The 12,084-nt window shown below is 72.3% G+C and carries 13 protein-coding genes; 8 read left to right on the forward strand and 5 right to left on the reverse strand.

Annotated features, from left to right (window positions below; all coding sequences use genetic code 11):
- Positions 1-90: 90 nt before the first annotated feature.
- The 5 genes from ABD140_RS03780 to ABD140_RS03800 are packed head-to-tail and all read left to right on the forward strand — an operon-like array spanning position 91 to position 4,374.
- Positions 91-984, forward strand: a complete 894-nt coding sequence (locus tag ABD140_RS03780; RefSeq protein ID WP_344236718.1) for an ABC transporter ATP-binding protein — start codon at positions 91-93, stop codon at positions 982-984.
- A 4-nt stretch (positions 985-988) separates the two neighbouring features.
- Complete coding sequence (locus ABD140_RS03785) at positions 989-1,732, forward strand: ABC transporter permease (RefSeq protein WP_344236720.1); 744 nt, start codon at positions 989-991, stop codon at positions 1,730-1,732.
- Positions 1,732-2,835, forward strand: a complete 1,104-nt coding sequence (locus tag ABD140_RS03790; protein ID WP_344237269.1) for a sensor histidine kinase — start codon at positions 1,732-1,734, stop codon at positions 2,833-2,835. The genes ABD140_RS03785 and ABD140_RS03790 overlap by 1 nt, the downstream gene beginning before the upstream one ends.
- A complete protein-coding gene (locus ABD140_RS03795; RefSeq protein ID WP_344236722.1) occupies positions 2,832-3,437 on the forward strand; it encodes a response regulator in 606 nt (201 codons plus the stop codon). The genes ABD140_RS03790 and ABD140_RS03795 overlap by 4 nt, the downstream gene beginning before the upstream one ends.
- Before the next feature lie 16 nt (positions 3,438-3,453).
- Positions 3,454-4,374: a Gfo/Idh/MocA family protein gene (locus ABD140_RS03800; RefSeq protein ID WP_344236724.1), complete on the forward strand. Its 921-nt coding sequence runs from the start codon at positions 3,454-3,456 to the stop codon at positions 4,372-4,374.
- On the opposite strand, the gene ABD140_RS03805 is transcribed toward ABD140_RS03800, so the two are convergent.
- Positions 4,371-5,459 (reverse strand): CapA family protein, encoded by a 1,089-nt coding sequence (locus ABD140_RS03805; RefSeq protein ID WP_344236726.1) that lies wholly within the window; start codon positions 5,457-5,459, stop codon positions 4,371-4,373. The genes ABD140_RS03800 and ABD140_RS03805 overlap by 4 nt on opposite strands.
- A 52-nt stretch (positions 5,460-5,511) precedes the next feature.
- The gene (locus ABD140_RS03810) at positions 5,512-6,546 is read right to left on the reverse strand and encodes a CapA family protein (RefSeq protein ID WP_344236728.1); all 1,035 of its coding nucleotides are present in this window, start codon (positions 6,544-6,546) and stop codon (positions 5,512-5,514) included.
- Positions 6,547-6,605: 59 nt separating this feature from the next.
- Between ABD140_RS03810 and ABD140_RS03815 the strand changes: the two genes are divergently transcribed.
- Entirely contained in the window at positions 6,606-7,772 is a 1,167-nt protein-coding gene (locus ABD140_RS03815) for an aminotransferase class V-fold PLP-dependent enzyme (RefSeq protein WP_344236730.1), read from the forward strand.
- Between the two features lie 82 nt (positions 7,773-7,854).
- Here the strand turns inward: ABD140_RS03815 and ABD140_RS03820 are convergent, their stop codons facing one another.
- The 3 genes from ABD140_RS03820 to ABD140_RS03830 form a co-directional block, all read right to left on the reverse strand.
- The gene (locus ABD140_RS03820) at positions 7,855-8,718 is read right to left on the reverse strand and encodes an alpha/beta hydrolase family protein (RefSeq protein ID WP_344236732.1); all 864 of its coding nucleotides are present in this window, start codon (positions 8,716-8,718) and stop codon (positions 7,855-7,857) included.
- A gap of 76 nt (positions 8,719-8,794) precedes the next feature.
- Complete coding sequence (locus ABD140_RS03825) at positions 8,795-9,397, reverse strand: LURP-one-related family protein (RefSeq protein ID WP_344236734.1); 603 nt, start codon at positions 9,395-9,397, stop codon at positions 8,795-8,797.
- A gap of 26 nt (positions 9,398-9,423) precedes the next feature.
- The gene (locus tag ABD140_RS03830) at positions 9,424-10,044 is read right to left on the reverse strand and encodes a TetR/AcrR family transcriptional regulator (RefSeq protein WP_344236736.1); all 621 of its coding nucleotides are present in this window, start codon (positions 10,042-10,044) and stop codon (positions 9,424-9,426) included.
- 157 nt (positions 10,045-10,201) lie between these two features.
- On the opposite strand from ABD140_RS03830, the gene ABD140_RS03835 reads away from it, so the two are divergent.
- Together ABD140_RS03835 and ABD140_RS03840 are read left to right on the forward strand one after the other, a co-directional pair.
- Positions 10,202-10,630 carry a Fur family transcriptional regulator gene (locus tag ABD140_RS03835; protein WP_425544073.1) on the forward strand — a complete coding sequence of 143 codons (429 nt, stop codon included), beginning with the start codon at positions 10,202-10,204 and terminating at the stop codon, positions 10,628-10,630.
- Positions 10,627-12,078, forward strand: a complete 1,452-nt coding sequence (locus tag ABD140_RS03840) for a catalase (RefSeq protein ID WP_344236740.1) — start codon at positions 10,627-10,629, stop codon at positions 12,076-12,078. The genes ABD140_RS03835 and ABD140_RS03840 overlap by 4 nt, the downstream gene beginning before the upstream one ends.
- Positions 12,079-12,084 lie beyond the last annotated feature (6 nt).

Raw genomic sequence — 12,084 nt, forward strand, 5'->3', positions numbered from 1 at the left:
CCGCGGTTCCGGGCCTTCTTACTTTTGTCATGCGATACCGGTGATCACGAGCACTGCCTGGAGAAAAGCCGCGCTCCTAACGTTGCGGGCATGAACGCGATCACCTTCTCCCAGGTCCGCAAGGCCTACGGCGGCGTCCAGGCCGTCGACGGGCTGGACCTCGCACTCCCCGCCGGGCAGAGCGTCGCCCTCCTCGGTCCGAACGGCGCGGGCAAGTCCACCTCCCTCGGCATGCTGCTCGGGCTGGCCAGGCCCGACTCGGGCACCATCGGCGTGTTCGGGCACGACCCGGCCGAGGCCGTCGCCCGCGGCCTGGTCGGCGCGATGCTCCAGGACGGCTCCCTGCCCGAGGGGCTGACCGTCGCCGAGACCGTCTCCTTCGTCCACGGCCTCTATCCCGACCCCCTGCCGCTGGCCGAGGTCATGGAACTGGCGGATCTGACGGCCCTGGCCCGCCGCCGGGCCAGCCGGCTGTCCGGCGGCCAGGCCCAGCGCGTGCGGTTCGCGATGGCGATCGCCGGCGCACCCCGGCTCCTGGTCCTCGACGAGCCCACCGCCGCGATGGACGTCGAGTCACGCCGCGCCTTCTGGGCGGGCATGCGCGCCTACGCCCGGGGCGGCCGCACCGTCCTCTTCGCCACCCACCACCTGGAGGAGGCGGACGAGAACGCCGACCGGGTCGTCGTCATCGCCGCGGGCCGCGCCGTCGCGGACGGCACGCCCGAGGAGGTCAAGCGCGCGGCGGGCGGCCGCACCGTCCGCTTCACCCTGGGCGACCAGCCCTCCGCCGGGCTCGACCTGCTGCCGGGCGTCACCGGGGTGCGGATCGAGGGCGCGACCGCCGTACTGCGCACCGGCGACTCCGACGCCACCGCCGAGGCCCTGTTCACCCGCAGCGGCCTGCGGATCCGCGACCTGGAGATCGGCGGCGCCGGTCTCGAGGAGGCGTTCCTCTCCCTCACCCGTCCCGCCGAAGGAGCCTGAGACGATGCCCGCCTACCTGCGCCTGGAGATCCTGCGGACCCTCCGCGACCGCCGCTTCCTCTTCTTCACCCTGGCCTTCCCCGTGTGCCTGTTCCTGCTCTTCTCCACCGTCTTCGCCGCGCCCGGCGAGACCGAGCCCGGCACCGGGCTGACCGTCGCCCAGTACATGATGGTCGCCTTCGGCTCCTACGGCGCGATCGGCGCCTCGCTCAACGCCACCGGCCCCCGGCTGGCGGCGGAGCTGGACGGCGGGTGGCTGCGCCAGCTGCGCGTGACGCCGCTGGCCGCCTGGAAGGTGGTCACCGTCCGGATCGCGACCGCGCTCGTCCTGGCCCTTCCGTCGCTGGCGCTCGTGGCGCTGACCGCCGCGCTCACCCAGGACGTCCGGCTCCCGGTCGGCCGGTGGATCGCCCTGCTGGTGCTGCTGTCCGTCGCCACCCTGCCGTTCGCCGCCCTCGGCACCCTGGTCGGCGCGACGGTCAAGGCCGACACCGCCCAGCCCGCGACGCTCATGGTCTACCTTCCGATGGCGGTCGTCGGCGGGTTGTGGCTCCCGGTCAGCCAGTTGCCGGACTTCCTGCGGACCCTCGCGCCGTGGACCCCCGCCAACCGGATGGCCGAAATCGGCTGGGACCTCGTCGGCGGGCACGCCCCGTCCGCCGCTGCGGTCGCCGTGCTGGCCGCCTGGACCGCGGCGTTCGGAGCGCTCGCGCTGCTCGGCTACCGCAGGGTTACCGTGGCGTCGTGATGGAACTGGTCTTCGGCTACGCGCCCGAGGGGACGCGGCGCCGCTCCCCTCGGCTCGGGCGTGCCATCGGCCTGTCCCTGGGCGTGCTCTACCTGATCCCGCTGATCGGCTCGATCGCCGAGCTCTCCGGCGCGAAGCGGATCCTCGCCGCGCTGACGTACACGGCCTTCCTCGCCCTCTACTACGCCGTCTGCCTGGTCCGCGACACCTGGCACGACGCGATCGGCCCGCGGACCTGGGCGCTCTACGCGCTGTTCCTCACCGTCGCGGTGACGGCTCCGCCGCTGCTGGGCCCGGACTTCGACGCCTTCCTCATCTATCCCGCCGTGGTCTCCGCGATCTTCCTGCCCAAGCGGTGGACGCTTCCCGCGATCGCGGCGTGCTCCCTCGCCGCCTTCGCGGTGTCGGAGGCCATCGGCACCCGCCAGCACGGCGTCCTCATCGTCACCGCCACCACCTTCAGCCTCGGCGTGATGATGCTGGCCTTCCGGCACTCGCGGGAGCTGGTCGAGCAGCTGCGCGAGGCCCGTGCCGAGGTGGCCCGGCTGGCCGCCGCCGAGGAGCGGCTGCGCATCGCCCGCGACCTGCACGACCTGCTCGGCCACAGCCTGTCCCTCATCGCGCTGAAGAGCGAGCTGGCCACCCGGCTGGCCGAAAGGGACCCCTCCCGGGCCGCCTCCGAGATGCGGGACGTCAACGGCGTCGCCCGCGAGGCGCTGCGCGACGTCCGGGAGACCGTCACCGGCTACCGCCGCCGGACGCTCGCCGAGGAGCTGGACTCGGCGCGGAGCGTGCTGACCGCCGCCGGTGTCGAGCCCGTCGTGAACCTGAGCGGCACTCCCCTGCCCGAGCCGCACGACGCGCTGTTCGCCTGGGCGGTGCGCGAGTGCGTCACCAACGTGGTCCGCCATGCCCGCGCCCGGCGCTGCGAGATCACCGTCACCTCCTCCTTCCTCGAAGTCACCGACGACGGGCGTGCCGAGGCCGCCGCCGTCCCCGGCAACGGACTGCGCGGTCTGCGGGAGCGCGCGGCCGAGCTCGGCGGCACCGTCCAGACCGCTCCGCGCCCTTCGGGGGGATTCATGGTTAGGGTCGGCCTGTGATCCGCGTCCTGCTCGCCGAAGACCAGGCCATGGTGCGCGGCGCCCTGGCCACCCTGCTGTCCCTCGAAGACGACCTCGACGTGGTCGCCACCGCGGGCGACGGCGCCGAGGCGGTGCGGCTCGCCGCCGAGCTGCGGCCCGACGTCGCCCTGCTGGACATCGAGATGCCCGAGAAGGACGGCCTGACCGCCGCCGCCGAGCTGCGCGGCACCGTCCCCGGCTGCCGCGTCATGATCCTCACGACGTTCGGCCGGCCCGGCTACCTGCGCCGGGCGATGGAGGCGGGGGCCGTCGCCTTCCTGGTGAAGGACAGCCCCGCCGAGGAGCTGGCCGCCGCCATCCGCAGGGTCCTGGCGGGCGAGCGGGTCATCGACCCCGCGCTCGCCGCCGCCGCGCTCAGCGCGGGGCCCAACCCGCTGACCGCGCGGGAGCGGGACGTGCTCCAGGCGGGACGGGGCGGGGCGGCCATCGCCGACATCGCGGCACGGCTGCACCTGTCGGAGGGCACCGTCCGCAACTACCTGTCGGCGGCGATCAACAAGGTCGGCGCGCGCAACCGGGCCGAGGCGCTCCAGCGGGCCCGGCAGCAGGGGTGGCTGTGACCGGTAGGTTCGGAAGATGCGCATCGGACTCATCGGGCTCGGCGACATAGCGGAGAAGGCCTACCTTCCGCTGGTGGCCGGGCACGCCAGGACCGAGCTCGTCGGCGTGGCCAGCCGCTCGGCCACCGCCGTCGACTCCGTCCTCTCGCGGTACCGCGTCCCGTTCGGCACCACCGACCACCGGGAGCTGCTGGACCGCGACCTCGACCTCGTCATGGTCCACGCGGCCACCGAGGCGCACTCCGGCATCGTCACCGAGTGCCTGCGGCGCGGCGTCCCCACCTATGTGGACAAGCCGCTGTCGGCCGACCTCGGCGAGGCCGAGCGCCTCGCGGGGCTCGCCGACGACCTGGGCGTCCTGCTCGCGGTCGGCTTCAACCGGCGGTTCGCCCCCGCCTACCGGACGGCCCGCTACTGGATCTCCGGCTCGCCGCGCTGGTTCTCCCTGGAGAAGCACCGCCCCTCCTTCGAGGACGCGCCCGCCCGGCACACCGTCTACGACGACGCCATCCACCTGCTGGACCTGGCCCTCTGGCTCCTCGGCGCCGAGTCGGCGGAACCGGAGCGCGAGGACCTTCTGCTGCGCACCGACGCCCACGGCCGCATGCTGCTGTGCGCCGCGCTGCTCGGCGCGGACGGCGGGAGCGGCTCACTGGCCATGCACCGCGGCTCCGGCGCCGACACCGAGCGCCTGGAGCTGCACGGCGACGGGCGTTCGGCGGCCGTCACCGATCTGGAGCGGCTGGAGCTGCGCCGCGACGGACGGACCCAGCTCCCGCCCGCCGCCTCCTGGGAGTCCGTCGCCCACCGCAAGGGTTTCGCCGGACTGCTGGAGCACGTCCTGGACAACCTCGCCACGCCCCGGACCTGCGAGGTCTCGGCCTCGCGCGTCCTGCCGGCCCACCGGCTGGCCGAACGCCTGCTGAAGGCCGGTTAGGACGACCCCTTCTTCGTCTTCAGATCGGTGCACCCGCGCAGGCCCTGCCAGCGCTTCAACTCGGACGCGGCCGACGCGCCCTTGAGCGCGACCGGCAGGCCGCCGGAGATCCGCGCGGGCTTCCACACCGCCTTGGTGATCTTTCCTTCGGCGGCCTTCAGCAGCAGGACGCCCGAGTTCGCCGTCTGCCCGCTCGCCGAGTAGAAGACGAAGTTGCCCATCCCGTAGTGGACGTAGGCGTCGCCCAGGTAGCCGCCGCCGAGCGGGATGTGGGCGTGCCCGCCCACCACCGCGTCCGCGCCCGCGTCGACGAGCTGCTGGGCGAGCTCCTTCTGGCGGGGCAGCGGGCAGGGGTTGAGCTCCTCGCCCCAGTGCAGGTGCACGATCACCAGGTCGGAGCCCTTGCGCGCCTGCTTCACCGCCTGGACCATGCGCGGGACCTCCTTGGCCGAGGCCAGGCCGCCCTTGGCGTCGGTGGCCGTCCAGGCCGGGATGAGGTGGTCGTCCAGCACCTGGGTGGCGCCCAGGATCGCGATCCTGTTGCCCTTGACGGTCGTCCGGTAGGGGGCGTAGGCGGCCTTGGCGTTGCGGCCGATCCCCACGGTCGGGAACCTCGTCTTCTTGATCGCCTTCAGGGAGTCGGCGAGTCCCGTCTCCATGTAGTCCATGCCGTGGTTGTTGGCCATGCTCACCACGTCGACGCCGGCCGCCTTCAGCGCGGTGAACGCCGTCGGCGGGGCGCGGAAGGTGAACTCCTTGCCGGGGGCGGGGGTGCCGCCGGTCGTGATGGCCGTCTCCAGGTTGACCATGGCCAGGTCCGCCTTGCGCAGGACCGAGGCGATCGGGCCGAGCGCGGTCTTGGGGCTGTTCAGCCTGGCGCGCAGCTGCCCCTCGAAGTGCACGTCGCCGCCGAACGCCAGGATGATCGGCTCCTTGGCGGGCGGCTCCTCGACGGGCGGCGCGGACGTCGCGGGCGGCTGCCGGGTCTCCCCCGCCTCCGCCTCCGCCTTGTCCTCGCCGCTGCTGCACGCCGACGCCGCCAGCACTCCGGCCAGCGACGCCGCCAGGATCACCTTCGAGCGCATTCCGCCCTCCTCACCCCTGGGTGTCGGGAACAGGATGGCAGACCCCCTCCCGTCACTGGTCGAGACCCGCGCAACCGTTCAGGGCCGTCCAGCCGGTGTAGGCGCTCTGCGCCTCGGTGCCGGTCAGGGGCCGCGGCAGGCCGGGCGACTCCAGCACGGCCGGCGCCCAATCGGCCTTCTGCACCTCGTGGCCCTTGAACGTCAGGACGAGCACGCCGCTCTGGCTGGTCGGGGTGCCGGGCGTGAAGCTGTAGAAGACGAAGTTGCCCAGGCCGTAGTGGATGTACTTGCCCTTCTGCTTCGGGTGGAAGCCGCCCGCCTGCAGGACGTGCGCGTGGCTCCCGACCACGGCGTCCGCGCCGGCCTCGACCAGCTGGTCGGCGAGCGTCTTCTGGTCCGCCGAGGGGCAGCTCTGCTTCTCCACGCCCCAGTGCACCTTCACGATGACGGTGTCGTACTCGTCCTTGGCCTTCTTGACCGCCGCGACGAGCCGCGCCGGGTCCTTCGCCGAGGCGAGCCCCGCCTGGGCGTCGGTGGCCGTCCAGGCCGAGGCCAGCTCGTCGTCGAGCACCTGGGTGGTGCCGAAGACCGCGATCCGGGTGCCCTTGACCTCGGCGACGTACGGCTTGAACGCCGCGTCGGCGTTCTCGCCGACGCCCACGACGGGGAAGCCCTTCTCCTTCGCCGCGGCCAGGGAGTCGCGGAGCCCCTCGGCTCCGTAGTCCATGCCGTGGTTGTTGGCCATCGACGCCACGTCGACGCCCGCGCCCTTCAACGCGTCGAACGCGGTGGCCGGGGACCGGAAGGTGAACTGCTTGGCGGCCGGGGTGCCGCCCTCGGTGACCGCGGTCTCCAGGTTGACCACGGACAGGTCGGCGGCGCCGAGCCACTGGGAGATCGGTCCCAGCGCGCTCGCCGGGTCGGCCAGCCGGTCCCGCAGGCCGCCCTCGAAGTTCACGTCCCCGCCGAACGCCACCGTGACGGGGGGCAGATCCTTCGCCGCGGCGTCCTCGTCCCCCCCGCATCCCGACAGGGCGCCTCCGACGAGGGCGAACACGGTTCCGGCGGCGATCAGTCTGCGCATCATGTCCCCTAGGATGCCGGGCTCTTTATGCTGGTTCGTACCGACCCAGCGAAGGGACCAGCGTGGACATCGATCGGATCAGGGAAGAGACACCCGGGACCAGGAACGCCGTCCACCTGAACGCCGCGGGTTCGGCGCTGCCCGCCAGGCCGGTGCTCGACGCGGTGGTCTCCCATCTGGAACTGGAGGCCGAGATCGGCGGGTACGAGGCCGCCGACCGGGCGCACGAGCGGCTGGAGGAGGGATACGCGGTGCTCGCCCGGCTCGTCGGCGCCGCCCCCGACGAGATCGCCTTCACCGACAGCGCCACCCGCTCCTGGGCCCAGGCCTTCTCCGCGATCCCCTTCTCCCCCGGCGACCGGATCCTCACCACGACCAGCGAGTACTCCAGCAACGCGCTCGCCTACGCGCAGGCCGCCCGCAGGCACGGGGTCTCGGTCGAGGTCGTCCCGGACGACTCCCACGGCGCCATCGACCTGGCGGCGCTGGCCGAGGCCCTCGGCCGGGGCGGGGTGCGGCTGGTCGCGCTCAACCACGTGCCCACCCACGACGGGCTGGTCAACCCGGCCGCCGAGGTCGGCGCGCTGGCCCGCGCGCACGGCGCGCTGTTCCTGCTGGACGCCTGCCAGTCGGCCGGCCAGCTCCCGCTCGACGTGGCCGAACTGAACGTGGACCTGCTGTCGGCGACCGGCCGCAAGTTCCTGCGCGGGCCGCGCGGCACCGGCTTCCTCTACGTGCGCCGCTCGGTGCTGGAGCTGCTCGACCCGCCGGTCGCCGACCTGAACGCCGCCGACCTCACCGGTCCCGACTCCTTCACCCTGCGCCCGGACGCCCGCCGCTTCGAGATGTGGGAACGGTCCGTCGCCACCCAGCTCGGCCTGGTCAGGGCCGCCGAGTACGCGCTGGACCTCGGCCTGGAGGCGATCGCCGCCCGGGTGGACGCGCTCGCCGCCCGCCTGCGCACGGCGCTCGCGGACCTGCCCGGCGTCACCGTCCACGACCGCGGCCTGCACAAGAGCGGCATCGTCACCTTCACCCACGCCGAGCAGCCCGCCGAGACCCTGGTCTCCAAGCTCGCCGCCGCGGGCGTCGTCACCCGCGTCTCCGAGCAGACCTACCGCTACGACGAGGGCCTCGCCCCCCGCGCCCGCGTCCGCGCCTCGGTCCACTACTACAACACCTCCGGCGAGCTGGACCACACCGTGCGCACCCTGGCCTCGCTGCTCTGATCGGGAGCGACCGACCGCGGCGCGGCGAGGGCCGGTCGTTCCCGCTCCGTGGGCCCGGGGGCCGCCCCCCGGAAGAACGGCCTCAACCGACCGGGGCGGCCATCGGCCGGCCCGTGTCGACTCCGGCCGCCAGGTGCTGGCGGAACCAGTCGGTCAGGGCGGCGTCGACGCTGACCGCGGCGGCCAGCGGCGGCTTGGGCTCCAGGCCGGGCTCGGCGGCGAGCGCGTGCCCCATCCGGAAGGTCACCGCCTCGGCGGTGGTGATGCCCGCGCCGGTGAGCTGCTCCTGCAGCTCCTGCACCTCCTCGGCGGGGACGAGCAGGTCGCCGGCGCCGCCGACCAGCAGCAGCCGGGGGTCGGCCTCGGCGATCTCGGCGATCCGCGCCGTGAGGTCGAGCCGCTCGGCGATCATCCGGGCCTGCGGCGTCCAGGGGTAGGCGCCCAGCCTGCGCTCCCTGGCCTCGATCACCCGGGCGGCCCGCGCCATCGGGGCGACGAGCGCCGCCGCCGACACCGGCACCCGCCGCTCGGCCAGGGCCAGCAGCGCGACCATCGCGCCCTCCCCGTGCCCGGCCAGCCCCACCGCGCCCTCGGGCAGGCCGAGCAGCTCGCGCAGCCCGGAGACGGCCTCGGGCAGCCCCGCCGCGGCGCGCTCCACCGTCGCCCCCAGCAGCCCCAGATAGTCGCCGTGGTCGCCCTCGGTGCGCCCCGGCAGCCGCAGCCCCAGGTAGACCCGCCAGACGGGCATGCCCGTCATGGGCAGCGCCGCAGCCATCGCCGCCTCGGTGCGCGGCGGCTCGAACGCGTGCCAGCAGACGATGAGCCCGTCCTGCGCGGGCACGTCGACGGCGGTGGGCGGCAGCGCCACGAAGGGCACCCCGCCAAGAGAACCACTACGCGGCCACACCGGCTCCCCCACCGGCCGTGCCTGTTCGTCACCGGTCATGACCCCATGGTGACATTCGCCACGCCGGGATGCCGTACCAAAGGCTTAATGTCCGTTAATGTGGCACTTTCGGGGCTCAGCGGCTCTGGAGGGCGTCGAGGGCCACCGCCTGGGCGACGACGAGGCGGCGGTCGATCCGCGGGTCGTGGATCACCACCTCGTACTTGTCGCGCAGGCTGAACTTCTTGATCACCGAGAACACCGGCTGCGTCCCGCCCGCGGTGAAGTCGAAGTGGTACGGCCAGGCGAACGGCAGCTCGCCCAGGAAGGGGATGAATCCCCAGATCCTGCGCAGGATGGCCACCGTCTGGTTGCGCTCGGTGCCCGTCGTCACGCCCAGGCCCGGCTGCTCCAGGTGCCAGGTCGAGCTGGTCAGGGAGCGCTTGAAGTCCTTGCGGAAGGTGCCGATCGGCTGTCCCGCGTGGTCGACGATGTCGTAGGTCGCCCCGAGGTCGATGCGCTGGCGCGCCTTGAACCCGGCGAGGGGCTGCTGCTTGGTGTGGTCGGTGTAGAGGGTCACCTGCTCCTTGAACGCCATCCGCTTCTGCTGGGCGAACGCGACGAGGTGCTGCTCACGCCCGTCGGGGCCCGGCGTGTGCACCTCGTACTTGTTGACCATGAGGGTGAAGCGCTGGCGGACGAGGAAACGGCTCTGTGCCTGGAACCAGTTGAAATCCACCCCCAGAACCTAACCGACCGGGTGTCCTACCTGTCCAGGTATGTAGAGAGATAGCGCTGGACGAGACCCTTGGCCTCGTCGATCACCAGGTCGTCGCCGTCCGGTGCGCGGCGGAAGGCCATCTTGATCAGCGCGTCCGCCGTCTCCACGGCGATGGCGAAGGCGCGCTCCAGGGCGGGGGTGTCGGCCACCCCGGTGGTCTGGACGATCAGCTCCCGCAGCCGGGCCGCCACCACGGCGTTGTTGTCGGCCGACTCGTCCAGCAGGTGGAGGTCGGCGGCGTCGCCGAAGCGCAGCACCCGGAAGCCCGGCACCGTCCGGTGCATCTCGACGAAGATGTCGACGGCCTGGCCGACCGTCTCCGACCAGCGCTCCAGCCCGCCGCCCGCCAGCAGGTCGCCGATCCGCTCGCCGAACTGCTCCAGGTTGCGCAGGGCCAGGGCCTGGGCGACCGCCCGCTTGTCGGGGAAGAACTGGTAGACCGAGCCGATGGCCACCCCGGCGCGCTGGGCGATCCGGGTGGTGGACAGCCCTTCGTAGCCCGACTCGTCGAGGATCTCGGCGCAGGCGTCCAGCATCCGCTGCACCCGTTCGGCGGAGCGTCGCTGGGCCGGCCTTCTGCGTAGTGGCGTCCCTGTCTCGGTCACCCGCCCATCATCCCCTGGTCACCCGCCTCGCGCGCAATCCGTGCCGCTCCGATCCGTACCTTGGAGGCGGCACCGGAGACGCCGGCGCCGGGGAGACGGCCAAACATGGCTTCCTCGTTTTCTTGACTTAGTCGTGTTTTTGGGGTTCAGTATGAGCGTGACCGAAAAGGCAACCTCCGCCGAGCAGCTGCGCGGGGCCGGACTGAGAGTGACGTCCGCCCGGGTGGCCATCCTGGAGTGCCTGCGTTTCGCACGGCACGTGACCGCCGAGGAAGTGGCGGGCAAGGTGCGCGAACGCGTCGGGCACGTCTCCACCCAGGCGATCTACGAAGCCCTCAACGCGCTCACCGACGCGGGCATCCTGCGCCGGATCGAGCCGGCCGGGAGCCCCGCCCGCTACGAGTCCCGGGTCGGGGACAACCACCACCACCTCGTGTGCCGGCAGTGCGGCGCGGTGGCCGACGTCGACTGCGCGGTGGGCCACGCCCCCTGTCTGGAGCCGGCGGCCAACGCCGGTTTCCAGGTCGACGAGGCAGACGTCATCTACTGGGGCCTCTGCCCCGACTGTCAAGGAGGACACCCATGACCACCAGGCCGATCACCACCGACGACAACGGCGCCCCCGCACCCAGTGACGAGTTCTCCCAGTCCGTCGGCCCCAACGGCCCGCTGCTGCTGCAGGACCACTACCTGATCCAGAAGATGGCGCACTTCAACCGGGAACGGGTGCCCGAACGCGTCGTCCATGCCAAGGGCGGCGGCGCCTACGGCACGCTGCAGATCACCGAGGACGTGAGCCAGTTCACCAGGGCCGGCCTCTTCCAGAAGGGCCGGGAGACCCCGCTGCTCCTGCGCTTCTCCACGGTCGCCGGCGAGCTGGGCAGCGCCGACACCGCGCGCGACCCGCGCGGCTTCGCGCTGAAGTTCTACACCGATCAGGGCAACTACGACATCGTCGGTAACAACACCCCGATCTTCTTCATCCGCGATCCTCAGAAGTTCTCGGACTTCATCCACACGCAGAAGCGCCGCCCGGACAACCACCTGCACGACCACAACGCGCAGTGGGACTTCTGGACCCAGTCGCCTGAGTCGGCGCACCAGGTCAGCTTCCTGATGACCGACCGCGGCACGCCCGCCTCCTGGCGGAACATGCACGGCTTCGGCTCCCACACCTTCCTCTGGTACAACGCCGCCGGAGAGAAGTTCTGGGTGAAGTACCACTTCAAGACCGACCAGGGCATCAAGAACTTCACCGACGCCGAGGCCGCCGCGGCCCAGTCGGCCGACCCGGACCTGCACATCCGCGACCTGCACGACGCGATCAAGCGGGGCGACCACCCGTCGTGGACGGTGAACGTGCAGATCATGCCGTTCGAGGACGCCGCGGACTACCGGTTCAACCCGTTCGACCTCACCAAGGTGTGGCCGCACGCCGACTACCCCGAGATCACGATCGGGAAGTTCACCCTGAACCGCAACCCGGAGAACTACTTCGCCGAGATCGAGCAGGCGGCCTTCGAGCCGTCGGCGTTCGTGCCCGGCATCGGCCCGTCCCCGGACAAGATGCTCCAGGGCCGGCTGTTCTCCTACGCCGACACCCACCGCTACCGGATCGGCACCAACTACCTGCAGCTGCCGGTCAACCAGCCGAAGTCGCCGGTGAACTCCTACAACTTCGACGGCTCGATGGCCTTCCGCCAGCCGTCCGGCCCGCACTACGCGCCGAACTCGTTCGGCGGCCCGGCCGCCGACCCCTCGCTGTACGAGGGTGAGCAGTACCAGCTCACCGGCGAGATCGTCCGCAGCGCCTACCGCCTGCACAGCGAGGACGACGACTACGGCCAGCCGCGCGCCCTGTGGGAGAACGTCCTGTCCGAGACCGACCGCGCCCACATGGTCTCCAACGTCGTGGGCCACGCCTCCAAGCCCGAGGTCACCTCGGACATGAAGAAGCGCGTCGTCGAGTACTGGACCAACATCCACAAGGACCTCGGCGCGTCCGTCGCCAAGGGCCTGGGCGTCACCGCCTGAGCCTCC

Origin of the sequence: Actinocorallia libanotica, from assembly GCF_039525175.1 — a bacterium.
In the GTDB taxonomy this organism is placed as follows: domain Bacteria; phylum Actinomycetota; class Actinomycetes; order Streptosporangiales; family Streptosporangiaceae; genus Actinocorallia; species Actinocorallia libanotica.